Annotated in this window: 27 protein-coding genes; 13 read left to right on the top strand and 14 right to left on the bottom strand. The window is 69.6% G+C overall.

All coding sequences use genetic code 11. From position 1 onward, the window contains the following. Position 1: 1 nt before the first annotated feature. The 3 genes from ACZ3II_RS28920 (at position 2) to ACZ3II_RS28910 (ending at position 1,949) form a co-directional block, all read left to right on the top strand. Positions 2–1,078, top strand: coding sequence for a sulfite oxidase (locus tag ACZ3II_RS28920; protein WP_465521070.1), 1,077 nt, complete (start codon positions 2–4; stop codon positions 1,076–1,078). Positions 1,079–1,210: 132 nt separating this feature from the next. Beyond that, positions 1,211–1,339, top strand: coding sequence for a hypothetical protein (locus ACZ3II_RS28915; protein ID WP_465521068.1), 129 nt, complete (start codon positions 1,211–1,213; stop codon positions 1,337–1,339). 13 nt (positions 1,340–1,352) lie between these two features. Continuing rightward, positions 1,353–1,949 (top strand): hemerythrin domain-containing protein, encoded by a 597-nt coding sequence (locus tag ACZ3II_RS28910; RefSeq protein ID WP_465521300.1) that lies wholly within the window; start codon positions 1,353–1,355, stop codon positions 1,947–1,949. 10 nt (positions 1,950–1,959) lie between these two features. On the opposite strand, the gene aztA is transcribed toward ACZ3II_RS28910, so the two are convergent. Then, positions 1,960–2,577 (bottom strand): zinc ABC transporter ATP-binding protein AztA, encoded by a 618-nt coding sequence (gene aztA / locus ACZ3II_RS28905; protein WP_465521066.1) that lies wholly within the window; start codon positions 2,575–2,577, stop codon positions 1,960–1,962. Positions 2,578–2,627: 50 nt separating this feature from the next. On the opposite strand from aztA, the gene aztB reads away from it, so the two are divergent. The 7 genes from aztB (at position 2,628) to ACZ3II_RS28870 (ending at position 8,585) form a co-directional block, all read left to right on the top strand. Next, positions 2,628–3,458 (top strand): zinc ABC transporter permease AztB, encoded by an 831-nt coding sequence (gene aztB, locus ACZ3II_RS28900; RefSeq protein WP_465521298.1) that lies wholly within the window; start codon positions 2,628–2,630, stop codon positions 3,456–3,458. Positions 3,459–3,481: 23 nt separating this feature from the next. Beyond that, positions 3,482–4,615, top strand: a complete 1,134-nt coding sequence (locus tag ACZ3II_RS28895; RefSeq protein ID WP_465521064.1) for an SMP-30/gluconolactonase/LRE family protein — start codon at positions 3,482–3,484, stop codon at positions 4,613–4,615. A gap of 41 nt (positions 4,616–4,656) precedes the next feature. Continuing rightward, positions 4,657–5,565, top strand: a complete 909-nt coding sequence (gene aztC / locus ACZ3II_RS28890) for a zinc ABC transporter substrate-binding protein AztC (RefSeq protein ID WP_465521062.1) — start codon at positions 4,657–4,659, stop codon at positions 5,563–5,565. A 78-nt stretch (positions 5,566–5,643) separates the two neighbouring features. After that, complete coding sequence (aztD, locus tag ACZ3II_RS28885; protein ID WP_465521060.1) at positions 5,644–6,810, top strand: zinc metallochaperone AztD; 1,167 nt, start codon at positions 5,644–5,646, stop codon at positions 6,808–6,810. A 275-nt stretch (positions 6,811–7,085) separates the two neighbouring features. Then, complete coding sequence (locus tag ACZ3II_RS28880; RefSeq protein ID WP_465521058.1) at positions 7,086–7,211, top strand: hypothetical protein; 126 nt, start codon at positions 7,086–7,088, stop codon at positions 7,209–7,211. A gap of 143 nt (positions 7,212–7,354) precedes the next feature. After that, complete coding sequence (locus tag ACZ3II_RS28875) at positions 7,355–8,098, top strand: restriction endonuclease (RefSeq protein ID WP_465521056.1); 744 nt, start codon at positions 7,355–7,357, stop codon at positions 8,096–8,098. Between the two features lie 70 nt (positions 8,099–8,168). Further along, a complete protein-coding gene (locus tag ACZ3II_RS28870) occupies positions 8,169–8,585 on the top strand; it encodes an ROK family protein (protein WP_465521054.1) in 417 nt (138 codons plus the stop codon). 15 nt (positions 8,586–8,600) lie between these two features. Here ACZ3II_RS28870 and ACZ3II_RS28865 read toward each other — a convergent pair whose 3' ends face one another. Then, complete coding sequence (locus ACZ3II_RS28865; protein WP_465521052.1) at positions 8,601–8,738, bottom strand: hypothetical protein; 138 nt, start codon at positions 8,736–8,738, stop codon at positions 8,601–8,603. 165 nt (positions 8,739–8,903) lie between these two features. On the opposite strand from ACZ3II_RS28865, the gene ACZ3II_RS28860 reads away from it, so the two are divergent. Then, positions 8,904–9,233 carry a TraR/DksA family transcriptional regulator gene (locus ACZ3II_RS28860; RefSeq protein ID WP_465521050.1) on the top strand — a complete coding sequence of 110 codons (330 nt, stop codon included), beginning with the start codon at positions 8,904–8,906 and terminating at the stop codon, positions 9,231–9,233. A 19-nt stretch (positions 9,234–9,252) separates the two neighbouring features. Here the strand turns inward: ACZ3II_RS28860 and fdxA are convergent, their stop codons facing one another. Both fdxA and ACZ3II_RS28850 read right to left on the bottom strand, forming a co-directional pair. Next, the gene (gene fdxA / locus ACZ3II_RS28855; protein WP_465521048.1) at positions 9,253–9,576 is read right to left on the bottom strand and encodes a ferredoxin; all 324 of its coding nucleotides are present in this window, start codon (positions 9,574–9,576) and stop codon (positions 9,253–9,255) included. 176 nt (positions 9,577–9,752) lie between these two features. Beyond that, positions 9,753–10,223 (bottom strand): ester cyclase, encoded by a 471-nt coding sequence (locus ACZ3II_RS28850; protein WP_465521046.1) that lies wholly within the window; start codon positions 10,221–10,223, stop codon positions 9,753–9,755. A 90-nt stretch (positions 10,224–10,313) separates the two neighbouring features. Here ACZ3II_RS28850 and ACZ3II_RS28845 point away from each other — a divergent pair, with 90 nt between their 5' ends. Further along, a complete protein-coding gene (locus ACZ3II_RS28845; RefSeq protein WP_465521044.1) occupies positions 10,314–10,922 on the top strand; it encodes a TetR/AcrR family transcriptional regulator in 609 nt (202 codons plus the stop codon). 78 nt (positions 10,923–11,000) lie between these two features. On the opposite strand, the gene ACZ3II_RS28840 is transcribed toward ACZ3II_RS28845, so the two are convergent. The 3 genes from ACZ3II_RS28840 to ACZ3II_RS28830 form a co-directional block, all read right to left on the bottom strand. Next, positions 11,001–14,267 carry a discoidin domain-containing protein gene (locus tag ACZ3II_RS28840; RefSeq protein WP_465521042.1) on the bottom strand — a complete coding sequence of 1,089 codons (3,267 nt, stop codon included), beginning with the start codon at positions 14,265–14,267 and terminating at the stop codon, positions 11,001–11,003. Beyond that, positions 14,264–15,694, bottom strand: a complete 1,431-nt coding sequence (locus ACZ3II_RS28835) for a glycoside hydrolase family 43 protein (RefSeq protein WP_465521040.1) — start codon at positions 15,692–15,694, stop codon at positions 14,264–14,266. The genes ACZ3II_RS28840 and ACZ3II_RS28835 overlap by 4 nt, the downstream gene beginning before the upstream one ends. A gap of 62 nt (positions 15,695–15,756) precedes the next feature. Then, positions 15,757–16,599: a hypothetical protein gene (locus ACZ3II_RS28830; protein WP_465521038.1), complete on the bottom strand. Its 843-nt coding sequence runs from the start codon at positions 16,597–16,599 to the stop codon at positions 15,757–15,759. 436 nt (positions 16,600–17,035) lie between these two features. Between ACZ3II_RS28830 and ACZ3II_RS28825 the strand changes: the two genes are divergently transcribed. Next, the gene (locus ACZ3II_RS28825; protein ID WP_465521036.1) at positions 17,036–17,275 is read left to right on the top strand and encodes a response regulator transcription factor; all 240 of its coding nucleotides are present in this window, start codon (positions 17,036–17,038) and stop codon (positions 17,273–17,275) included. A 64-nt stretch (positions 17,276–17,339) separates the two neighbouring features. On the opposite strand, the gene ACZ3II_RS28820 is transcribed toward ACZ3II_RS28825, so the two are convergent. The 7 genes from ACZ3II_RS28820 to ngcE form a co-directional block, all read right to left on the bottom strand. Then, positions 17,340–17,906 (bottom strand): hypothetical protein, encoded by a 567-nt coding sequence (locus ACZ3II_RS28820; protein WP_465521034.1) that lies wholly within the window; start codon positions 17,904–17,906, stop codon positions 17,340–17,342. A gap of 10 nt (positions 17,907–17,916) precedes the next feature. Beyond that, on the bottom strand, positions 17,917–19,098 hold the full coding sequence (locus tag ACZ3II_RS28815; protein WP_465521032.1) for a zinc-dependent alcohol dehydrogenase: 1,182 nt from the start codon (positions 19,096–19,098) through the stop codon (positions 17,917–17,919). An 84-nt stretch (positions 19,099–19,182) separates the two neighbouring features. After that, positions 19,183–20,295, bottom strand: a complete 1,113-nt coding sequence (locus ACZ3II_RS28810; RefSeq protein WP_465521030.1) for a glycoside hydrolase family 12 protein — start codon at positions 20,293–20,295, stop codon at positions 19,183–19,185. Positions 20,296–20,437: 142 nt separating this feature from the next. Further along, the gene (locus tag ACZ3II_RS28805) at positions 20,438–21,598 is read right to left on the bottom strand and encodes a glycosyl hydrolase (protein WP_465521028.1); all 1,161 of its coding nucleotides are present in this window, start codon (positions 21,596–21,598) and stop codon (positions 20,438–20,440) included. Positions 21,599–21,619: 21 nt separating this feature from the next. Beyond that, complete coding sequence (locus ACZ3II_RS28800; RefSeq protein ID WP_465521026.1) at positions 21,620–22,495, bottom strand: carbohydrate ABC transporter permease; 876 nt, start codon at positions 22,493–22,495, stop codon at positions 21,620–21,622. Then, complete coding sequence (locus tag ACZ3II_RS28795) at positions 22,492–23,385, bottom strand: carbohydrate ABC transporter permease (protein WP_465521024.1); 894 nt, start codon at positions 23,383–23,385, stop codon at positions 22,492–22,494. Before ACZ3II_RS28795 ends, ACZ3II_RS28800 begins: the two co-directional genes overlap by 4 nt. After that, complete coding sequence (gene ngcE / locus ACZ3II_RS28790; RefSeq protein ID WP_465521022.1) at positions 23,385–24,806, bottom strand: N-acetylglucosamine/diacetylchitobiose ABC transporter substrate-binding protein; 1,422 nt, start codon at positions 24,804–24,806, stop codon at positions 23,385–23,387. The genes ACZ3II_RS28795 and ngcE overlap by 1 nt, the downstream gene beginning before the upstream one ends. Between the last annotated feature and the right edge of the window lie 2 nt (positions 24,807–24,808).

Below are 24,808 nucleotides of genomic sequence, written 5' to 3'. Positions count from 1 at the left end.
CATGTCCCTGACCGTCAATGACGCCATCGTCGCCAACCGCGCCGCGCTCGCCATGATCAAGGAGGAGCCGTTCAACGCGGAGGCGCCGCACGTCGCCCTGCGCGACCACGTCACCTCCACCGACGAGCACTACGTGCGCAGCAACTTCGCGCTGCCCGAGCACGACGGCACCCTGCAGGTCGGAGGTGCGGTGGGTACGCCCCTCGCGCTCACCCTCGACGACATCCGGGCGCTGCCGGCCGTGGAGCACGCCGTCACCCTGGAATGCGCCGGCAACGGCCGCCTCGACATGAAACCGCTGCCGGCCGGCGAACCGTGGGGCGGCTACGCGGTCTCCACCGCCCGGTGGAAGGGCGCCCGTCTCACCGACGTGCTCGCCATGGCCCGGCCCGGCCCCGCCGGTGTCGAGCTGCGCTGTGAAGGCGCCGACCACGGCAAATACCACCTCGCCTCCGTTCTGGAGGACACCGAAGACCTCACCTTCGTGCGCTCGCTGCCTCTGGCACACGCCGCCGACCCGGCCGCCGAAGTCCTCGTCGCCTACGAGATGAACGGCGAACCACTACGACCCGACCACGGCGCACCGTTCCGCCTGGTCGTACCGCACTGGTACGCGGTCGCCTCGGTGAAGTGGCTCGCCCGCCTCGACGTTCTCACCGAGCCGTTCCATGGTGAGTTCCAGACCGGCCACTACATCTACCAGTGGCCCGGCCGCGACTTCGAGCCGGTCACCCTCATGCGCGTACGAGCCCGGATCACCGACCCCGCCCCGGGCGCCACCGTCCCCGCGGGCACCTGCACCATCCGCGGCAAAGCCTGGTCCGGCTCTGGCCCGATCACCGAGGTCGGCGTGAGCTTCACCGGCGAGAGCCCCTGGAGCCCAGCGGTCGTCGAACCGGCCCGGGGTCCCTACCAGTGGCAGGACTGGCACTGCACGTGGGACGCCACACCCGGCAGGCACAGTCTGCGGGCCCGTGCCGTCGACGCGGCCGGCAACGTCCAGCCCGACGTCCCGCCGTGGAACCGGCTCGGTTACGGGAACAACGCCATCGAGATCTCCTACGTCGAGGTCCGCTGAATCGCACAGGGAGGATCGCCCGGTCCGCCTGCATCGTGCGGCGGCGTCGCCGTCGCGACAACCACGATGGGACGCTGTGCCGGGCGGTGTGCCCGGCACAGCCGCCGCTATCCGCGCCCGGGGATCACCCGCATGAACGGGGCGACGGTGACCTTGTCGATCACCGGTGCGTACTTCGAGCGGAGCAGCACGTCCGGCCAGGTGGCCGAGGCGTACGTCGTACCGTCGAAGTTCGGGAGCTCCTACATCAACCTCGCCTGATCCGGTGATCGTGATGGCCGGGCCGCTCACCCGGCCCGGCCATCGCCTCGATGACGAGGAACCGGACGGGTTCGTGAGAGCATCGACGGCGATGACCACCTCGGAACCCGGCGACCGCCTGCTCGCCTTCGGTAACCAGCTGATGGAAGTGCACGTCTCGATCCGTAACGAGCTCGCTGACCTCCACGACGACCTGGCCGGATATTTCGCCGGCCGTGAACCGGCGCCGCGGGACCTGCGGGTGCACTGTCTCGCCTTCTGTGACGCCCTGCGCCGGCACCACACCGGCGAGGAGCAGGCGTTGTTCCCGGAGATCCTGACCCACCACCCCGCCCTGAACGACCTGATCGTGCGGTTGCGCACCGACCACAACCACATCGAGTGGACCATGCGCAAGCTGGAAAGGCTGCTCGCCGAGCTGCCGGAACGCCCGGATCCGGCGGCGACCGCCCGGTTCCGGGCCGAGTTCGAGGCGATGAGCGCGGTGATGGAGACCCATTTCCGGTACGAGGAGAAGCAGCTCCGCCACACCCTGGACACCATGGACGTTCCGGGATGGCGTACCGATCCACCCGAGTTCCTGCGCGACCCGTTCCCGTACCAGGACTGATCCGGACCGGTCAGCGCAGGGCCGGGGACAGGTGCAGGGTGCGGTCGGCGAGGGCGGCCTCACCGTCGTCGTGGGTGGCGACGACGACGGCAGCGCCGGCCCGGACGCGGGCGGTCAGCAACTGGTGGACGAGGGCGCGGCTGTGCGTGTCGAGGGCGGCGGTCGGCTCGTCGAGGACGAGCACCTCGGCGTCCTGGGCGAAGGTCTGCGCGATCAGGGTGCGCTGACGCTGACCGCCGGAGAGTTCCCGCAACCGGCGGTGGGCCAGGTGGGCGATCTCCAGGTGTTCCATCAGGCCGGTGACGGTGGCGCGGTCGTGGCGGGTGAGCCGGCGTAGCAGCCCGCCACGGGTGAACCGCCCGATCCGGACGCATTCGGCGACGGTCAGCGGCAGCGCGTCGATGTCGGTGGTGCGCTGCGGGAGCAGGGCGACGCGGATGCCGGGGTCGCGGTGGACGGCGCCGTCGCCGGGTTGTTCGACGCCGGCGAGCAGGTGCAGCAGGGTGCTCTTGCCGCAGCCGTTGGGGCCGGTGACGGCCAGCATGGTGGCGGCTTCGGCGCGCAGGCTCACGTCGTGCAGGACCGGAATTCCGGCATAGCGGAATCCCAGGTGTGAGGTGGACAGCAACACTTCCCCTTAATGGCAACGGTTTTCATTGCAGTATATTCGGCCCGGTGATGTCGTCATTGACCGAGCCGTTCACCGTCTCCTTCGTCCTGCGCGCCCTGCTCGGCGGCGTGCTGCTGGCCGCCGTGTGCGCGCTCACCGGCGTGTGGGTGATCGCCCGCGGGATGACCTTCCTCGGCGAGGCGATGAGCCACGGCATGCTGCCCGGCGTCGCGGTCGCCTCGATGCTCGGCGGCCACCTCGCCGTCGGCGCCGGAGTGAGCGCGTTCGCGATGGCGGCCGGCGTCACCGCGCTGCGCGACAGCCGCGAGTTCGGCCGCGACACCAGCATCGGGCTGCTGTTCGTCGGCATGCTGTCGGCCGGCGTGATCGTGGTGTCGCACTCACGGTCGTTCGCCACCGACCTGACCGCGTTCCTGTTCGGTGACGTGCTGGCCATCCGCACCACCGACCTGCTGCTGCTGGCCGGGGCGCTCGCCGGGGTCGCGGTGGTGGCGGCGGTGTTCCACCGGCCGTTCCTGGCGCTGACCTTCGACCCGCGCAAGGCCCGCACCCTGGGCCTACGGCCCGGCCTGGCCAACGTGGTGATGATGATCATGCTGACCGTCACGATGGCCGTCGCGTTCAGCGTGGTCGGCACGCTGCTGGCCTTCGGCATGCTGATCGCCCCGTCGGCGGCGGCGATGCTGGTCGCCCGGCGGCTGCCCGCGGTGATGCTGGTCAGTTTCCTGATCGGCGCGGCCGCGACGGTGACCGGCCTGTGGATCTCCTGGTTCGCGGCCACCGCCGCGAGCGCCACGATCGCCGCCGTCGCCGTCCTGATCTTCTTCGCGATCCTCACCGTCCGCCGGATCATTCCCTCCCCGAAAGGATCCCTGTGATCAGAAAAGGACTACTGCTCAGCATGGCGCTCGCCCTGTCAGCGTGCGGCGCGCCGTCGCCGGCGGCGGAGGAGCCACACGGGTACGTGGCCGGCGCGCAGGAACTGCCCGAGGCGCAGACCACCCTCGCGTACGCGGCCCGCGACGCCCGGGAACTGCACCTGCTCGGCCTGGCCGGCGAGACCGAGCACCGGATCGGCCTGACCGTCGCCGCACGGGAACTGTCCGAGGACGGGCGGTTCGTGTACGTCGGCGACGGCGACCGCACCCTGGAGATCGTCGACGCCGGGGTGTGGACGGTCGACCACACCGATCACGTGCACTACTACCGGGCGCAGCCGCGCACGCTCGGGACCGTCACCTTCGGCACGGCGATCGAGACGGTCGCCGGGTTCGGGCCGCACACCGCGGTCGGCACCGCCGACGGGAAGATCCGGGTGCTGGACCGCCGCAAGCTCGAGGCCGGGCAGGTGGCCGAGGTGGCGACGATCGACTCCGGGAGCACGACGGCGCTGGCCGTACCGTACGCCGAAGGTCTTCTCGTCGCCGTCGGCGATGATCGCGGCAGGCCGGCGGACCGGATCGTGGCGATGGGCGCCGACGGCCGGGAGACCGGCGCGCTGCAGGCACCGTGCAAGGCGCCACGTGGGTGGGTGGTGCTGCGCGGCGGCGCGGTCATCGCTTGCGAGAACTCGCTGGTACGGGTCAAGCAGGCCGCCGGGAAACTCACCGCGCAGGTCCTCGCCTCCCCCGCCGGCGCCATCCCGCCGACCGATTTCGGTCATCGCCCCCGTAGCAACGAGGCGGCAGTGGCCGGAGCCGGCGGCATCTGGTCGGTGAACGCGGCCAAGGCGACGGTGCGGCACCTGCCCGCGGACGGCACGGACCTGGTCGCCGCCGCCTCCCCCGCCGACAGCAGGACCGTGCTGGCCCTGGACCGGGCCGGCACGCTACTCCGCTTCGACCTGGCGACCGGCCGCCGGACCGCCGCGTCGCCGTTGAAGGCGTCGACGCTGACGCTCGACATCAGCCGCGCCTACCTGGCCGAACCGGCGGCCCGGGTGATCCACGAGATCGACTACCGGGACGAGCTGCGCACGGCCCGCACTCTCCGCACCGCACAGCAGCCGGACCTGGTCGTGGAGGTCGGACGATGAGAACGCGCACAGCAGACGGACCTCGTCGTGACGGCGGGCCGATGAGACGGCTCGCGGCGGCGCTGCTCGCGGTGACCGTGGCGCTCGGCGGGGCCAGCGCCTGCACGCGCGACGACGGCGCGCACATCGTGGTGACCACCGACATCCTCGGCGACGTGGTCCGGGAGATCGCCGGCGACGAGGCGGAGGTGACGGTGCTGATGAAGCCGGGCGCCGACCCGCACTCGTTCGCCGTCTCGGCCCGTGAGGCGCACACCATGCAGACCGCCGACCTGGTGGTCTACAACGGCCTCGGCCTCGAGGAGGGGGTGCTGCGGCATGTCGCGGCGGCAGAGGCGGAGAACGTGCCCGCGGTCGAGGTCGGCGCCCGGATCGCGCCGCTGGACTACGCCGACGGCGACGCGGCGGGAACACCGGACCCGCATTTCTGGACCGATCCGGCGCGGGTCGTCGCCGCCGTGCGACTGATCACCGAGGAGATCGTGGCGCGGGTGGACGGGGTGGACGCGGCGGTGGTAAGGGCGCGCGCGGACGCGTACACCCGGCAGGTGAACGCCCTGGACGCGGACCTGACGGCGCGTTTCGCCGCCGTCCCCGCGCACCGCCGCGTGCTCGTCACCAACCATCACGTGTTCGGCTATCTGGCGCAGCGGTACGGCCTGCGGGTGGTCGGCGCGATCCTGCCGAGCGGGACCACTCTCGCCTCGCCGAGCGCGTCGGATCTGGCGTCGCTGGTGACCGCGATCGAGGAACACCGGGTGCCGGCGATCTTCGCGGACACCGCGCAGCCGGCCCGGCTGGCCGAGGTGCTCGCCGCGGAGGCGGGACTGGACGTCCGGGTGGTCGGCCTGTACTCGGAGACGCTCAGCGATGTGGACGGTCCGGCGGCGAGTTACCTGGCCATGATGCGGTTCAACACCGACGCGATCATCGGCGGCCTGTCCGCCTGACCCCCGGCGCTCGATGTCCCGGGCCCCTCCGATACTGTTATTAAAAATGATTTCCGTTTGCAAAATGGGGAGAACACTGTGAACCGACGTGGCATCGCCGCTATCGCGGCCGCTTCGCTGGCCCTCGCGGCCTGCGGCAACGAGACGACAGCCGCGCCCGCCGCGCCCGCGCCCGCCGCGCCGACGGTGAACGCGCCGCTCGCGATCACCTACGAGGGCGGCATCCACGTCCTCGACGGCGAGACCCTGACGGTGGCGCACACCGTCGCGCTGCCCGGCTTCAACCGGGTCAACCCGGCAGGCGACGACCGCAACGTCTTCGTCTCCACCGAGTCCGGATTCCAGGTCCTCGACGCCGCGGCCGGCAGGCTGACCGACATCACCTGGCCCGGCGCCAAACCCGGCCACGTGGTCCGGCACGGCGACAAGACCATCCTGTTCACCGACGGCACCGGCGAGGTGCACAGCTTCGACCCCAAGGACCTGGCCGGAGGCAAGCCGCAGGGACGGCAGTACAAGACGGCGACACCGCACCACGGCGTCGCCGTCGAACTCGCCGACGGCACGATGATCGTCACGCTCGGCACCGAGGAGTCGCGGACCGGCGCGCTCGCCCTCGACAAGGACGGCAAGGAGATCGGCCGCAACGAGCAGTGCCCCGGCGTGCACGGCGAGGCCGTCGCCCAGGGCGACGTGGTCGCGCTCGGCTGCGAGGACGGCGTGCTGCTGTTCAAGAAGGGCGGATTCGTCAAGGTGAACAGCGGCCGCGAGTACAGCCGGATCGGCAACCAGGCCGGCAGCGACGCCTCCCCGGTCCTGCTCGGTGACTTCAAGATCGAGAAGGATGCGGAGCTGGAGGCGCCGGAGAACTTCTCCCTGATCGACACCACCACCGACAAGATCACGGTGGTCCCGATGCCGAAGGGCGCCAGCTACACGTTCCGGTCGCTGGGCCGCGGCCCGAAGGGCGAGGCGCTGATCCTCGGCACCGACGGCAAGCTGCACGTCATCGACCCGGCCACCGCGAAGATCACCGCCTCGTGGCCGGTCGTCGCCCCCTGGACCGAGCCCACCGAGTGGCAGCAGCCGCGCCCCGCGCTGTTCGTCCGCGGCGACGACGCCTACGTCACCGAGCCGGCCGCCAAGAAGGTGCACAAGGTCGACCTGACCACCGGCAAGATCGTCACCTCGGTCACCCTGGACGCGGCGCCCAACGAGATCAGCGGCGCCGTCGCCGGCCACTGACACCCGCCGCGCACCGGCCGTCCCGTCCCGGGGCGGCCGGTGCGCGGCGTCGTTTCAGCGGCCCTCGAACGACTCGCGGATCCGGGCTCCTGATTTACTTGCAACTTCAACAACTTGCGGCGTACATGACCCGGCCTGGGCCACGAACGCGTTCCTGAACAGGATGATCAGCCTCTATCCGAACAACGCGTGGAACAACACCGCCAACACGATCGGGGCGATCTGCCAGGCGGTTCAGGTTTCCGCCTACCCGGACGCCTACCGACACGCCGGGCGTGTTCCGTCCGTCGTCCACCCAGTTCCTCCTGCGCAACTCCCACAGCAGCGGCAACGCGAACATCACGTTCACGGGCTTCCTCGCGACGTCCGTCCCCCTCAGCGGAGACTGGGACGACGTCTGACGATGTGAGGCGGCGACCATGCCGGCGTCGCACCGCGTTGAACGCGGCAGCCGGGGACATGCCGGGAGGGGGTGCCGTCACAGCACGCGAACGTTGATGGTTCACTTCCTCGCGTCAGCGATCGGCGTACGCGGGGAGCAGGAATGTCAGCCCAGTTGGTCCGGATCGTTCTGGGCTCGGCAGGAGTCATCCTCACGATCGTCGCCATCCTCGCCACTGCCGACGCCTTCCGCGGCGACGACAGCGCGCCCGCCGCCGCGGTCTTCTACTGGGTGCTGGCGCTCGCCACGTTCCTCTTGATCAAACCGGTGTCCTGGCTGGCCGGCAAGGTCATCGACCTGATCGCACCGCCGCTGCGGCGGGCGATCGCCGCGATTCCCCGGCCGCGCTGGATGCGGATGCCCCGCGTCCCCGGGCTCGGACCGGCCCGGCGGGCCACCGGCATGGTCCCCGCACTGATCGCGGCGACGACGGGCGACGGGATCGGCCTGATCCGCGTCTTCTCCGGCGACGACGACGTGAGGGCGCCCGACTGGACGCCCGAGGAACAGGTGGCCGAGCGGCACATGCGCGCCCACGGCTTCCCGGACGCCCGGCTGACCGAACCCCGCTGGGAGGAGGGCGTCGACATCGTCGCCACGACCGCCGTCGCCCGCGTCACCGCACAGGAGCAGCCGGTCAGCGTGCCGATGGTGCGGCGGCTGCGCGACACCCTCCCGGACCTGGCCTCCCACCTGTTCTACTCGACCTCGGGATACACGAAGATCACCCGGGACACCGCGGACAAGATCGGCGTCAGCCTGTTCCTCATCACCGCGCACGGCACCGTCGAGCCGGTCAACACCGCCGCCCGAGGAATCCGGCGGGAACGCGATCCCCGCTCCTAGGTTCTCGGGCTCATTCCGGCGAGGAGGGCTTCGAGCACGCCTTCGACGTACGCGTGCGTCAGCCCACGTCATGGTCGACAACGCGGGGCCGGAGTGCGCCTGCGGGGCCACCGGTTGCCTGCAGTGCTGCGCCGGGCTGCAACGGATCCTGGACGCCGTACCGGATCTGCCGCCCTCCTCGCAGCAGCTCGCCGTCAGAATCGACACCGTCGCCGCGGCCCTCGACCGGGCCGTCACCTCCCTCGGTGTCGCCCTGTCCGCGCTGGTGAACGTGGACACCGTCCTGCTCGGCGGCGGCTACTCGCTGCTCACCTCGTGGCTGACCGCCGGCATCGACCGGGAACTGCGCCGCCGGGTGCTCACCGCCCGCTGGGCGCCGATCGAGGTCCGCCCGTCCCTGCCGGGCCCGGACGCGGCCGTGATCGGCGCCGCCCTGCACGCCGTCGACGAGGTCCGCCGCGACCCGAACCGCTGGCGCGCCCGGTGACCCCGGCGCCGTACGTCAGCCCGCCGTGATCGCGGCGCGCCCGCGCAGCTCCGCACGTTCGGTGTCCGGGATCGTCATCGACTCGGCGAGCACCGCCGCATTCCCGGAATTCTCGTTCCCGGCGGACTCGGTCGATTCCGTTGATTCCTGCATGCGTGCTCCTCCCCCACGCGAACACGCCACGCCCGCGTTCGCCGCCGCAGTCTACGGTTTCGGTCCGGCGCTTTCCCGGCAGTCCACGCCACCGAGAATCGAGAACTCCGGGTACGCCATTTCGCGAATGAACCACCCTTTGACGCGAATGGTTAAACTGCGCGAATGGTCCGGGATGAACTGCTGCGGTTGCGCGCGGAGGCGGAGGCCGAGTCCGCGACACTCGCTCGCGACCTGGAGGCCTTGTTCGACGCGTCCCGGGACTCCAACGCCGACGACGAGCACGATCCGGAGGGCGCCACCGTCGGCTTCGAGCGCGCCCAGCTGACCGCCGTGCTCACCGCGAGCCGGCAGCGCGTCGCCGAACTCGACGACGCGCTGCACCGCCTGGACGCCGGAACCTACGGCGTCTGCGAGTCCTGCGGGCGCCCGATCCCACCGGAACGCCTGGTGGTGCGCCCGTTCGCTCGCCGCTGTGTCCCCTGCTCCTCCTGACGGCGCCGGCCCGGGACCGTCACCCGGCGGACGGACGCGGCAGGGCGGAGACCAGCGCGTGGTCGTACGTCAGAGGCCCACCCCTGGCGGCCCCACCCGGGGTTCCGAGGCCGGTGAAGAACTCGGCGTTGACGGCTTCGTACACCTTCCACTCCGCGGGCAGATCATCCTCGTAGAAGATCGCCTCGGCCGGGCAGACCGGTTCGCAACCACCGCAGTCGATGCACTCGTCCGGCTGGATGTAAAGCATCCGCTCACCCTCGTAGATGCAGTCGACGGGGCATGCGTCGACGCACGCCTTGTCCTTGACGTCCACGCACGGCGACGCGATCACATAGGTCATGCCGACGGAGGCTAGGACTTGAACCGTGGTTCAACTCAAGCGTTGTTGATCTCCATCACCGCACCGCGACGCCCGGCGATGGGCGGCGGCTCGGATAGCCGAGACCGATCATCACGGGGGAGAACGGCGGCGCCGTGAGCACGCACCCCGCCGGGGTTCAGTGCCGCTCGGTAGAACTACGCCTTTGTGGCGGCCGTCCGGGCGGCCTCGATCGCCGATGTGAAGTCGGGGGTGGCCCCGATCTGAGCGAGCAGCACATTCGCCGCGTTGTAACAGTTGAACGTCTCGATTTTCCCGTCACGGAGATACCAGAGATCCGCCGTCGGCACGTCGATCCGGTTGCCGGTCGGCGGAATCTCTCCGACCAGGGTCGGGAACGCGCCGCGATGGGTCGCCTGAATGCGCAGTTCGACGGCGACGACATCACCGAGGACATGCACTTCGAGCAGCTCGCGGTGGACGTCGGGGAAGATGCCGGCGAAGCCCCGCACCGCCTGCGGGATCTGTTCCCCGCGGAAGGTCAGCGCATTCGGCACATCGTTGAACGTTCCGTTCTCGGTGAACAGGGCACGAAAGCCGTCCCCGTCGAGGACGTCCCCTTCCGACAGCCGGTACGCCTCACGAACCACCTCTTCGTTGCTTTTCACTTCTGTCCTCCCTGTCGTTGCCGGAGATGTGCGCCTCCGCCAAGCTAACAGGGTTTTTGACTAGATAGTCAATAACGTAAGCTCGCTCACATGGCTCGCCCCCGCAAGTTCATCGAGAGTGACGTCGTCAGCAGCGCCAGTGAGGTGTTCGCCGTGCACGGCCTCGCCGCTGCGACATTGGATGACCTCGTGCGGGCGACCGGCCTGGGGAAGCAGAGTCTGTACAACGCGTTCGGCGGGAAGCGGGAACTGTTCCTCCGCGCGCTCTCCGAGGACCGGGAGGAGGCGACGCGCGCCGTCTCGGAGGCGCTCGGACACGACGACGCCTCGCCCGTGGAGCGGATCCGGGGTCACATGCTCGGGATGGCGATCGAATTCAGCAGCACGGACCGGCGGGTCTCGCTCGCCACGCGCGCGCTGGTCGAATCGACCGGTGCGGAAGATCCGCTGTCGACGGCCACGAAGGCCGGCATCGAACAGCTCGCCGGGGTGTACGCGCAATGCCTGGAACATGCGCGGGAAAGCGGTGATCTCCCGGAGGACGCGAACGTGCCATCGCTGGCGGTCTACTTCGTCGCCGTCACGCGGGGGATGGAGTTGCTCGGCCGCGCCGGCGTCGGCCGCGGCGTCCTCACCGCGGTCGCCCTCGACGCGCTGCGCGTGCTCCACGGTCAGCGGAGGGAAGAGACCGGGGACTGACCCGGCCGGGCAGTCGAGACGACGCCGGAGACCATCGAGCGGATGCCGAGGCCGGCATCCGCTCGATCGTTGCGGCGGTCAGCCGAAGGCCTTCACCTCCAGCAGGCCGACCGAGGCCGTTCCGCTGGTCAGGGCGACCCGCAGGCGGGTCGTCGCGACCGGGGTGAAGGTGACCTCGTTGTAGCGGTCGGCCGCGATCGGATAGCCGCCGGCCCCCGGCACGTCCGCGTACGCGCTGCCGGTCCAGTACTGCAGCTTCCACGAGGCGGGCAGGTCGATGCCCTGGCCGTCGTCGAAGAAGTACACCTGGGCCGACTTCAGGTTCTGCGCGCTCGGCCAGGTCAGCTCCGCCCACTGCTGGCCCTGGTTGGGCCAGGTGCCCCAGCGCCGGTTCACCGTGTCGTTCGACGACGGCGGGTCGATGCCGTCGTTGATCGCCGCGACGCTCTCCCACGACGAGGTGTAGGAGGCGCTCGGGGTCGCCGATCCGGCCAGGTTCACCGGTCCGGGGTCGACGCCGCCGCCACGGCTGTACATCTTGATCTCCGTCAACCCGACCTTCGCGCTGCCGGCCGGCTGGGTGAACGAGATCCGCAGCCGGGCCGTGCTGACCGGGGTGAAGCTGACCTTGTTGTAGTTGGACTGCGGCGCCCCCGGCGTCTTGACCTGCGAGGCGGCGGCGACCCAGGCGGAGCCGTTCCAGTACTGGACGGTGTACGCCGAGGGCGGCCGGTACCGGTTCCCGGCCCGGTCGTTGCGGAAGTACAGCCGGGCCTCGTCGACCGTCTTGGCGGTCCCGAAGTTCACCTCGTACCAGTCGGTCGTGTTGGGGCTGCCGTAACTGCCCCACAGCGGCGCGTCGGTCGGCAGCCCGTCCGCCGCGCCCGCCGCCGAGGTGCCGGAGGTGGTGTACGACGCCGACACGCTGCTGCCGGTGACCAGGTTCGGCGCGGTCGAGGTGAGGTCCACGCCGGCCTTGGCCGCGATGTCGACCATCCGGGCGCTCGACTGCACGACGTTCTGCGGCGCCTGCAGCGCCGGGAACGCGGTGCTCGCCGCGACCGTGCCGGTGGTGGTGACGGCCCCGGTCGCCGGGTTGTAGGTGAACGGCACGAGCTGGTTGACGGTCGCCACCCGGGTCCCGTTGAGGAAGATCGAGTAGCCCTGCGGCACGCCGGCGTACCGGGTCACCCCGTCCGCCGGGTCGTCCCACACCACCGACAGGTTCGCGTTGCGGTAGCGCAGGTTGTTGACCGCGAAGTGCGACCAGCCGATGTTGATCGGGGACAGTTCGATCTGGGTGTCGGTACGCGGGCGCAGCCCCGCCACGTCCTCGATGATCGTCCAGTTGCTGCTGCCGAGGATGTTGTGGTGGATCCACGACCGGTACGTGATGGCGCTGCCGTTCCAGTCGGCCCAGAACTCGTTGGCGTCCGGCCACGCCGTGTCACCGTTGACGTATTGCGCCCAGGCGTTCCAGTACAGCAACTTCTTGTAGTCGTCGTTGTTCATCCACTGGTTCGGGTAGTTCCGCAGCACCGACGAGTAGAGCCGGAACTGCACCGTGGAGTTGATCGTGGAGAAGTTGTTGCTGCCCGGGTTGCCCGCCGCCGCCGCAGCCGCCTTGTCGACCTGGTTCGCGGTGTAGAACGGGAAGATCGGGTACTGCGCGGCGTCACCGAACAGGCGCAGCGCCTGCCGGTACTGCTCGGTGTTCGGCATCAGCCCCACCGCGTACGGGTAGTAGTTGTTGATCTCCTTCCACGGCACGTGCGTGTTGGTCGCCACGTGCTTGTGCTCCAGCAACTGCCGCGACGGGTTCCACAGGGTGTTCACCACGCCGGTGCGGATCCGGTCGGCGAGCGTCTGCATCTCGGTGGCCTTGGCGGTGTTGCCGAGCAGGGTGTACGCCTGCTGGGCGGCGACCGCCGCGGACCACACGTACGCGGTCTCGGCCCGGTCCAGGTTCCCGGCCCGCCAGTGGAACGACACGGCGTCGGCGTCGTTGCCGGTCATCGCGCCCCAGTCGTACTCGATCACCCCGTTGTTGTTGGTGTCGTACGTCGCGAGCTGGCCTTTCACGTCGCCTTCGGCGTACCGGGCGAAGTTCGTCAGCATGGCGGGCTGCCCGCCGTGGATCTGGTAGGCCCGCCACGCCGCCTCGGCGATGTACTGGGTGTACGAGTTCGACCAGTTCTCCGGGTCCCCCGGGTTGTCCTTGAACCTGCCGTTGGCCGAGTACTGCCCGACCGCCAGGTACGGCCCGAACGAGTACTCCGCGCCGCGCAGGTACTTGAGGTCGTCGATGTGCATGGGCTGCGTCAACGCGATCGCGTTGTTGTACCCGGTCACGCCCTCGATCGACTGCGGGAACTGGAAGTCCTGGCCCGGGATGTCGGCGTCGAGGTGGTTGAAGCGCATCAGCCACCAGCGGTAGTAGATGTTCTTCTTGATCGCCGGGTCCGGCACGTCGATGTACGGGACGTTGTCGGCCCACCAGCGGTTGTAGTCGCGCACGTGCGTGGCGAACGCGTCGGCGGCGGTCCGCGCACGGTAGGCGTCGTACTCGGTCCGCGATGCCGGGATCTCGGTGGCGACGAACCCGAGCTGCACCTTCACCGTCACCGTCTGCCCCGCCGCGACCGTTACCGATCGGCTGAGCGCCCCGTTCGCGGCGGTGAACCCGTCCCCGGAGAACCGGGGGTACAGCGTCGTCAGGTTGTTCTTCACGGCCCGGGTGCCGGTGAGTTCGCTGCCGCTGACGGTGGTCGCGTACGGCGAGGTCGCGTTCAGGGTCAGCGTCGTCGCGGCGCTGCCGGTGTTGACCACTGCCACGTTGGTGACCAGCACGTTGTTGTTCGTGATGAACTTCGTGACGTCGAGCCGGACCGACCCGCCGGTGTGCACGCTGCGCCAGTGGCTGGGCGTCTGCCGGCGCTGCGCGGGCTGCTCGGTGAACGTGCCGGAGGAGGCGGTGATCGCGTACGCGTTCTGGCTGGAGATGTTGTCCCAGTAGGCGGCGTTGCCGCCGAAACCGATCACCGCGGGATTGTGCGTGTACATGAAGGCGGCGCGGCCGCGGGTCATCAGCCAGGTTCCGGCCGGGTCGTTCCCGGTACGGGCCAGCAGCCGGTCCATCCAGAAGTCGGTGCCACCGGCCTCCGCGTCGTAGATGGCGCGCATGGTGTCCCCGGTCGAGTACCCGACCGGCGGGGCCGGGATCGACCCGGTGTTACCGAAGGTGGGGAACCCGATCGGTTGCGCGGCCTGCGCCGGCTGCTGCGCCACCACCAGCGAGGACAGGATCAGAAGCAGGGCCATGGGGTACGCCCGGAGCCGTCTCATGCCTGGAACGCCTTCCACTCGAGGACGCCTGTGGAGAACCCGCTGCGCGACGTGATCTGCAGCCGCAGCCTTGTCGTGTTGATCGGCGCGGTGAACGTATTGACGTTCTCAACGTTGCCGGCGACGCCACATGGTGACTGCAGTGGGACGGGTACATATTGACTGCCGTTCCAGTACTGCAGTTGACACGACGCCGGCAGGTCGATGCCCTGGTTGTCGTCGAACCAGTACACCGCGCTCTTGTTGATCGACGTGGCGGCCGGCCACTGGTACTCGATCCACTGCACGCCCTGCTGCGGCCAGTTGCCGTAGGCCAGGTTCGACCGGTCCTGCGAGCTGGCCGGCGCGCCCCCGTTGTTGATCGCCGACAGGCTCTCCCAGGACGACACGTACGACGTGGACGCGGTCGCCGACGGCCCGAGGTTCGTGCCGCTGCCCCCGCCCGGGTTCGGCGGCGGCCCCGTGGTCGTCTGCACGACCGGCTGGATCGTGCCGTCGGCGTTGAAGTACAGCCGATCCACCGCCACCGACCTGCGGAAGTTACCGCCGCCGGGCGCGTTCGCGTTGTGGTAGACGATGTACCACTGGCCGTTGAACTCGACGATCCCGGCGTGGTTGGTGGTCGACGACACCTGCCCGAGCACGATGCCGCGGTGGGTCCACGGGCCCATCGGGTTCGTCGCGGTCGCGTACCGCTGGCAGGCGTAGTTGGAGTTGGTGACACAGCCGTTCGTGTCGTTGGCCGCGTACATCATGTAGTAGAGGCCGTTGCGTTTGAACATCCACGGGGCCTCCCAGTAATTGCTGAGCCCCTGCGGCGTGACGACCGAGCCGACCGTGTCGATCATGTTGCCGGCCAGGCGTACGGCGCGGGGTCCCCAGTACCCGCCCCAGTACATGTACGCCTGCCCGTCGTCGTCGACGAAGACGGTCGGGTCGATGTTGAGCCCGGACGAGCCGGGGGTGCCGTCGCTGATCAGCGGCCCGCCCTTGGCGTCGGTGAACGGCCCGGTCGGGCTGTTCCCGACGGCGACGCCGATGTCCATCCACCCGGCGCCGTTCCCGTTGATCGACGTGTACCAGTAATACTTGCCGTTGCGCGGCTCGACCTCACCGGCCCAGGCGTCGGCGCCGGCCCACGGGAAGGTCGCGATGTTCGCCTTCGCGCCCTGGTCGGTCCAGGTGGCGGCGTCGGCCGACGACAGCACGTGCCATTCCCGCATGACGAAGTTGCTGCCGCCGGTGGGCGCCTCGTCGCGGCCGGCGTAGATGTACATGGTGTCGCCGACGACCAGCGGCGCCGGGTCAGCGGTGTAGATGCTGGTGATGATCGGGTTGGCGGCCTGCGCCGGGGTGCCGGCGGCCGCGACCGCGGCGACCGCCGTGACCAGCACGCAGAGCGCGGCCGGCCATCTCCTTCTCGACATGCGACTCCTTCGTCGTGGACCGGTGCCCGGCCGTCTCCGGCCGGGCACGTGAACCTGGGGGGTCAGTAGCCGTAGCGGCTCTTGAGGTGCCGCCACCAGTCGCGGAACATCCAGGCGTCGAACTCGGTGATCTGGGCGGCGCTGCCGGCCTTCATCAGGAACCCGCCGACACCGCTCGGGGTCCAGTCGTAGAAGTCGTCCAGGCCCCAGGTATGACCGATCTCGTGCAGCAGGATGTGCATGTTGACGGCGTTGATGTTGTTGAGGAAGTACTCCTTGCCGACCCGCTGGCCCCAGTCGCCGCCGGCCCCGCCGCCGAACCCGTCGGTGAGCCACAGTGACTGGTCGTAGTGCCGGGCCACCCCGCCCGGGCAGCGCGGGTACTGGCCGTTCTGGTTGAAGAACCGCCCGCACGGCACGCTGCACTGCGGCGCGTTCTCCCGGATGTCGTTGACGTAGATGTCGACGGAGCTGTCGGTCCACTGCAGCTGCGACCGATTCCGTACGGCCCAGCCGACCACCTTGACCGGCACCTGCGCGTACGGCCAGGCGTTGTGCCCGGTCAGCTCGTCCATCCACTTCTTGTGCTGGCGGGCCAGCGCGGCGTGGATCTGATCCCGCTGGGCGGCGGTCACGGTCGCCGAGGAGTCCCAGCGCACGCAGTAGTTGATGTAGCCGCGATTGGCCATCACCTGATCCCAGCCGTAGTTGCGGAACCCGTACAGATTGCCGTTGTTGTAGGTCTGCTCCTGGTGCTGCCACACCTGGTTGAGCGGGGTGACCAGGTTCGCCGGCGGGCTCCAGGTGGCCGGGGCGGCGATGGCCCGCGCCGGGGTCAGGGCGAGCGCGGTCAGGATGGCGAGGAGGGCCGAGCACAGGGCCCGGACCGTTCGTCGGGGTCTCACAGAACCTCCATGAACTGATGAGGATCAATGCGTTACGGCGATCCCATCCCCCGCGTGACGGCATCGGTGATCAACGGGGCACCCCGCTCGCCGCACCACCCCGCCCCCGGGGCCGTTGTCCGGCGAGTCCGCTCCCGGTGTCAGGTTTCACTACGAAAACGTTTTCGGCAAGATGTGCGGCGCGTTACGAAGAGATGTTCTTCAGGCCGTCCCCGTGCTGGTCGGGTCGCCACGACTGTGAACGGGGGCGCCGAAAGCAGTGAAAGCCCTCGTTAACGCGTGAGGCGCGGCGGGACGCGATTCACCGCCGGAAGCCACCTGTCGTCACGGCCTGCCGGGCCGGCTCAGCGTCCGGGATTCGACAGTGCCGACGTTACGACGCACTGCCCGACAAGGAGGGTCACCACACCCCTGAGCTGCCGGGACAGTGAGATTCATGAATGAGCTGACGCATCTCGCCCCCGCCACCCGTGACCGGTTCGACGACCTCAGTGACCGGGAGGTACAGATCCTCACCCTGGTCGCCGAAGGCAAGACCAACAAACAGATCGGCGCCCACCTGTACCTGAGCGCCGCGACCATTCACAGCCACCTGGCCAACGTCTTCCGCAAGCTCGACGCCAACGACCGCGCCCACGCGGTGGCGAAAGCCTTCCGCGCCGGCGTCCTGCAGTGACCGATTCCCACTCCGACCGAACAGGCCCGGCGTGCGCGGGTGCGCGCGCCGGGCCGCGGTGGGCTCACCTGCCGGAGAACCTGCGCAGAACGGCATATCCCAGGCCGGCGCCGACGATCCAGGGCGCGGCGACGATCAGCGGGTCGAGCGGGTGATGCGCGACGTCCGTACGCCCGCGCCCTCGCCGTGAGCGCACGCCGTGATGCGACCGCTCCGCCCGCACGCCGGTCTCGGCGATCATCCGGTCCGGCCGGCCGGTGACCAGCGACAGCAATCGGCTCTCCGCCACGTCGACCCGGTCGGCGGCGAGCAGCAGCAGCCAGTGCGCGGCCCGGCCCTCGCTGTACTTGGCGTACGAGTACCGGCGGATCGCCCCGGACAGCCCACGCGGCGGGCTCGACGTGCCGAAGACGGGGGTCAGGAACTTGTGCTCGATCGACCGTTCCCGGGGTACGCGTTCCGGCTGGCGTTCCGGGAACTCCCAGTGCGCGCCGCCGAACTGCGGGTCGAACACCTCCCGCGGCACCGACGGCCGGTCCTTCGGATCCAGGTCGGCGCCCCAGCCGGGGATCCGGGCACGCAGCTCCTCGCGGGATTCGGGCAGTTTCGGCTTGTCCGGCGTGTAGGCCACGAGGTCTCCCCTATCCGGCGTTCGGAACGATGAGCGGCTTGATGCAGTCGTCGAGCTTCGCCGAGAACAGGTGGTACGCCTCGGCGATGTGCTCCAGCGGGATCCGGTGGGTGACCAGGTCACTGGGTTTCAGATAGCCGTTGCGGATGTGCTCGAACAGCCGCGGCCACTGCCGTTTCACCGGGCACTGGTTCATCCGCAGCGTGAGCCCCTTGTTGACGGCGTCACCGAACTTGACAGCGCTGAACATCGGCCCGTACGCGCCCATCACCGAGACCGTGCCGCCCTTGCGCACCGAGTCGATCGCCCAGTTCAGCGCGACCGGGGAGCCGCCCTGCAGCTTCAGCTTCGCCGACGTCACATGCTGCAGCAGGTTGCCGTCGGCCTCGGCGCCGACCGCGTCGATCGCCACGTCGGCGCCGAGATGGTCGGTGATCTTCTTCATGTGCACGACGATGTCGTCGTACTCGGCGAAGTTGTACGTCTCCGCGTGCGCGAACGTCCGCGCCTTCTCCAGGCGGTAGTCCAGGTGGTCGATGACGATCACCCGGCCCGCGCCCATCAGCCAGGCCGACTTCGCCGCGTACAGCCCCACCGGCCCGGCGCCGAAGACGACCACCACGTCACCCTCGGCGATGTCCCCGAGCTGGGCGCCGAAATAGCCGGTCGCCAGGGCGTCGGTGAGCAGCACCGCGTCGTCCTCGTCCAGCCAGTCCGGGATCAGGCTCGGGCCGACGTCGGCGAACGGCACCCGCACGAACTCGGCCTGCCCGCCGTCGTAGCCGCCGGTCGTGTGCGAGTAACCGTAGATCCCGCCGACCGCCGTGGCGTTCGGGTTGACGTTGTGACAGTTGGAGTACAGGCCGCGGGCGCAGAAGAAACAGGTCCCGCAGAAGACGTTGAACGGCACCATCACCCGGTCGCCGGGTTTCAGCCGCTGCACCGAGGAGCCGACCTCGTCGACGACACCGACGAACTCGTGCCCGAACGTGGTCCCGACCCGGGTGTCCGGCATCATCCCGTGATAGAGGTGCAGGTCGGAGCCGCAGATGGCGGCACGGGTCACCCGTACGATCGCGTCGTTCGGATGTTCGATCGCCGGCCGGTCCTTCTCCTCGACCCGCACCCGGTAGGGACCGCGATAGACCATCGCCTGCATCAGCACCTCCTGTGACGGCGGGCCGTCACCCACCGCCGCCCCGCCTACCCGCTCCCACCGCCCCCAAACCGCGGCCGGCGACGAGCCGCGGTTCGGGGCCGACAGAAGACGGGTCCGTCAGGCCCGGGCGCAGGCGGTGCCGTTGAGAGTGAAGCTGGACGGGCTGGCGAAACTGCCGCTGTACGAGCCCTGGAAACCGAACGACGTGCTGCCGCCCGCCGGGATGCCCGCGTTGTGGGCGGCGTTACGGGCGGTGACCGCGCCCGAGGTTCCGCTCAGCGAGGTGTTCCAGGAGCTGGCGACACTCTGGCCGGCGGGCAGCGTGAAGCCGAGCGCCCACCCGTTGATCGCGCTGCCGCCGGTGTTGGCGACGGTCACGGTGGCGGTGTAGCCGGTGTTCCAGACGTTGCTGGCGTACGTGACCCGGCAGGCCGCGGGACCCGGCGGCGGCGTCGACGGGTCGGTCGTTCCGCCGCCGTTGACGGACGCCGAGAAGTTCGTGACGGCCAGGCCGGCGCCACCGATCCACGGCTCGAAGCCGGCCTGGATGCTGGTCAGGTACCAGGAGTTGGTGATCAGGCCGCGGTTGCGGGTGTCGTTGATGAAGTCCAGGACGCTGAAGCTCCAGCTGCTGATCGGGGACGGCGCGACGTACGAGATGACCGCGTTGGAGCCGTTGCTGCCCTGCCACACCTGCCAGGTCCGGCCGCCGATCGTGGTGGTGCCGACCACCGAGCCGATGGGCTGGATCGAGCCCTGCCGGTTGAACCAGATCATGATCTCCTGCGCGTTGACCCCGTTGGTCCGTGGCGTGGGGTCGAGCCAGATGTCGAACGCGGCGTCGTACGTCGCCCCCGACACGTAGTTGAAGCCGACGCTGCTGGTGGCGCTGGAGATCGAGCCGACCTGGATCGGCAGGTTGGTGCCGGGCGAGCAGTTGGTGTAGTGGCAGCCGTAGTAGACGGCCGGGTAGGAGACCGGCGCGCCGCTGGTGTTGCCGGTCCCTTGCTGGCTGACGATGCTGAAACCGGTCCCGGTCACGTTGATGCACTGCTCGGCGCTGGTGCCCCAGCGGTTGTTCATGACCACGTAGCGGCCGCCGATGGTGGTCGATCCGTACTGGTCGCAGATCCGGGTGTCGGCCTGTGCCGGGCTGGCGACGGTCAGGCCGAAGAGTCCGGCGGCGGCGAGGAGGATCGCCGCCGCGAGGGCGCGCAGGGGATGTCTCATGGAAGCTCCTTGTCCGAAGGCCCGAGGGGGGATGCCTGGGAGCGCTCCCGGCGGACGTTACAACACATCGACGAACATGAGAAGCCGAACCGGTGCGAGCCTGGCGTACGGCATCCCGTACGCCAGGCTCGTCAGGGGTGTGTCAGCAGCGGCCGAGGTCCTGCCACTGCTCGGTCCAGCCGGGCTCCGAGCCCTGCGTCCAGTACCGGGCCCGCCACAGGTGCACGCCCTCGCCGGACTTCGGGCCGGACGGGTCGCCGTACCGGCTCTTCTCGTGTTTCACCGCGGCGCCGCCGGTGTAGACGGCGCCGTGCTGCCAGGACGGAGCGCCGGAGCAGTCCCCGCCCGACGGTGTGGACGGAGACGTGGAGACCGACGGCGACGGGTTGACGCACGGCCCGGACGAGGCGACCGTGTCGGTGAACCGGGTGCCGGCCGTGCGGTACGCCGCCGTCTGGGCGCTGACCTGGGCCGGCGACAGCACCTGGTTCTTGGCGAACAGCACCCAGTCGACCTGCTCGATGTAGGTCGACAGCCCGCCGGTGTGCGTCGCCGTGTCGATGAACCACAGGTTCCAGTTGATCGTCATCGTCTGGCGCGGGAAGTACTTCCCACCGTGGTCGCCGACCTGCACCCCGTCGATCCAGTAGACGACGTGCCCGTTCGACACCTGCGCGACCAGGTCGTGCCACCCGTCCAGGCTGGAGCGCTGTTCGGAGTGCAGGTTGTCGGCGTACCAGGGGTCGGCCCGGTACGTGTACCAGCTCGTCTGGTAGTTGATCGGCCCGGTCTCGCCCCACCCGCCGTTCGGCAGGTACTCGGAGATGTCCAGCTCGCTGTACGTGGGGTCCATGTCCCCGTTGAGCGGGCTGATCGTGAAGAACGTCTGGTTGATGTGGTCGCCGTCGTTGCCGCTGACCGGTGCGTCGGTGAACCGGATCCGGCTGGCGTAGGTGCCCTCCAGGTAGCGCTTCTGGGTCGAGTACAGCTCGGCGTGCTTCGTCCCGGCGGCGGTGCCGTCGGTCGACGCGGTCAGCTGCATGACCTGCTGCCCGCCGCTGGTGGGGAAGGTGATCGCGGACGGCGACCAGTTGGCGCCGGGCACCCCGGGACCGCCCTGGTAGCTGCGGGGCGTCCAGCCGTTGGCGGTCAGCGCCGGGTCGGCGGAGGAGGTGTAATGGAAGTCGTCGAACAGGTAGCCGCAGTCCGCGGCGGCGGCGCTGCCGGCGTGGGCGGCGACGATGCCGAATGCGGATAGAGCAGACACAAGCAGGCCGGCGAAGAGCCGTTTACCCATGGACATGGTGACTCCTAGATGGGGGATTTACCGGACCGCGCCGGCGGTCAGACCGGCGCGGATGTGTCTCTGGAACGCGACGTAGGCGACCAGCACCGGCAGCATGGCGATGGTCAGACCGGCGAACAGGCCACTCCAGTCGCTGCGGTAGCCCTGGCTGACCGACAGGGCGGCCAGACCCTGCGCCAGGACGTACCGGTCCGGGTCGGGGTTGAGAACCAGCGGGAGCAGGTACTGGTTCCAGAGCCCGAGGAAATTGAAGATGCCCACGGCGACCAGGCCGGGGCGGGCCAGCGGCATCATGACGCGGAAGTACACCCCGGCGTGCGAGCACCCGTCGAGCACCGCCGCCTCGGCGACCTCGCCGGGCAGGCTGCGGAAGAAGGCGTGCAGGAAGAAGACCGTGAACGGTACGGCGTACGCGGTGTACACCAGGATGAGGCCCGGATAGGTGCCGAGCAGTCCGAGTTGCTGCACCACGAAGAACAGCGGCACCAGCGCCAGGAACACCGGGAAGAACATCGCCGCGACGAACGTGTAGTAGATCAGCCGGTTGCCCCGGAACTGATACCGGGCCAGGGCGTACGCGACCATCGACCCGAGGAACATGGTCAGCAGCAGCGCCCCGCCGACCACGAGCAGGCTGTTGAAGAAGTACCGGCCGATGCTCGCGGCGGTCCACGCCCGCGACCAGTTCTCGAAGTGCGGTGAAGCCGGCGGCGACCACGGCTCGTTGAGAATCTCCTGGTCGGTCTTGAGCGAACTCATCACCGCCCAGAGCAGCGGCAGCCCGGTCACCACGGCCCAGGCCAGCATCGCCAGGTGCGGCAGCGGATTCCACCGCTCCCGCGGCGCCGGTGCGGCCGTCTGCGTGCGGACCGGTCGTTCCATGAGCGCTGTCATGCCATCTCCACGTTCGAACGGCGGCCGAAACGCAGGGCGAGGACCGCGAGGGTGAGGGCGGCGAAGAACAGCGCCACCCCCATCGCCGTGGCGTAACCGAACTTGCCGTACGTGAACGCCGTCCGGTACAGCGACAGCCCGACCACCTCGGTCGCCCCGTCCGGACCGCCCGGTCCCACCGTCATGACCTGGACCAGCACGAACCCGTCGAGCGCCACGATCCCCAGGTAGACGAACGCCACCTGCACGCTCTCCGCGACCAGCGGCAGGGTGACCCGCCGCAGCGTCGCCCACCGCCCGGCCCCGTCCAGCACCGCCGCCTCGAACAGCTCCTTCGGGATGCTGTCGATCGCCGCGCTGAACAGCACCACGTAGAACCCGGCCGACGACCAGACCACCACCGCCATCACCGCGATCAGGGCGAGCGACGGCTCGGCGAGCCAGCTGCGGGCCAGAGCGTCCAGGCCGACCGCCCGCAGCCCCGAGTTGAGCAGCCCGGTGTTCGGGTTGTAGACGAACCCCCACAGCACCGCGATGATCACCAGGGAGAGCATCTGCGGGAAGAAGTAGACGATCTGGTACGCCGACGCGCCGCGCACCGGCCGCCGCCCGTGCAGCATGCTCGCCAGGAACAGCGCCAGCGCCACGGTCAGCAGCGGCACCACGACGAGCATCACCGCGTTGTTGCGGACCGCGTCCAGGAACAGCGCGTCGCCGCCGAGCCGGGCGAAGTTGTCCAAACCGACGAACCGGGCCTCCCCGGCCACCCCGGTCCAGTCGGTCAGGGAGAGATAGAAGGCCTGGGCGTACGGGGAGACCACGAACACGACGTGCAGGACCAGCGCCGGCACCAGCGCGGCCAGCAGGAACCGCCACCGGCCGTGCCGCATCAGCGTGTGTACTTCGCGACGGTGGCGTCCTTGGCGAGGGCGTCGGACGCCTTCTGGATGCGGGCCGACCAGTCGGCGACGCTGATCCGGCGGTTCACGAGTTCGCCGGTGGCGTCGTCGACCGCTGTGGCCAGCGGCGCGTACCACGTACGGAAGCGGAAGTTGAAAGCGTCGCCACCGGCTGCCGTGACCGCGTCGCGAACCGATCCCAGGCCGCTGCTCAGGGTCAGCCCGTCGGTGGCCCCGGCCACCGCGGGCAGGGTGCTGTTGGCCTGCGCGAACGCCGTCGCCGACTCCTTGGCGAAGAGGATCCGCAGGTACTCCAGGCCGCCGGGCACGTTCTTCGCCTTCGACGGGACCAGGTAGGACTCGCTGCTGGCCGCCTGCACCGCGGTGCCCGGCATCCTGTCGCCGGTGGAGGCGGCCGGAACCGCTCCCATCACCATGTCGAACCCGGCCGGGGTGACGTCCTTCTGCTCGGACTCCAGCCAGGAGCCGCACGGGATGAACGCCGCCTTCCTCTGGCACCAGGCGGCCTGCGCCTCGGTGTGCGACAGCGCCTCCGACCCGGACATCAGGTAGCCCTTGCCGGCGAGTTCGGCGAACGCCTCGGCGGCCTGGGTGAGGCCGGGCTGCTTCCACGCCGCCGGATCCAGGTTGTCGACGGCTTTCACCAGGTCCATCCCGCCGGTCTTGGCGGCCATGGTGAGCAGCGGGTCGTTCAGGTACTCCGGGTATTTGCCCTGGTAGGTCCAGGGCGCGATGCCCGCCTTCTTGATCGTCTCGCAGAGGGTGAGCATCTCGGCCCACGTCGTCGGATAGGTCCAGCCGCGTTCGGCGAAGAGCGACTTCGAGAACCACAGACCCCACACCGTGTACGTGAAGTTCAGCGTGACAGTGGATCCGCCGAACGTGCCGTCCTCCACGACTCCGGGCAGCAGCGTGTCCCGGACCTTCTTGCCGGGCTGGTCGAACGCCGGCGCGTCGAGCAGTTCGGCCAGGTCGGTGACCTGCTTGGCGCCGACCAGGGTGGCGATGTCGAGACGGCCGGCGCCGGTGTTGTCGACCACGTCCGGCGGGGTGTTGGCGACGAACCGGGGCTGCATGGCCTCGCCGACCTTCTGCAGGCCCTGGTGCTTGATCTCGGCGCCCGGGTACTTCTGCTGGTACTTCTGCTCGGCCTTGATCGCGTACTCGTCGCCGTAACCGCCCTTGAAGACGACCACCTCGAGCGGCGCGTCCGCCTTGACCCCGAGCGGGTTGTCCGCGGTCTTGGCGGCGCCGCCGGTGGTGGCCGGCTCGTCGTCGCCGGCGGCGGTGACACAGGCGCCGAGCAGGGGCGCTGCCACCGCGGCGAGTCCGGCCGTGCGGAGCAGGGATCTACGGCTGGGGTACGGTTCGGGAAGGGATTCCGGGTTCATCA

It is taken from the genome of Actinoplanes sp. NPDC019969 (assembly GCF_055562375.1).
Note: the sequence above shows the minus strand (reverse complement) of the source record. Positions and strands in the feature narration are given on the sequence as shown.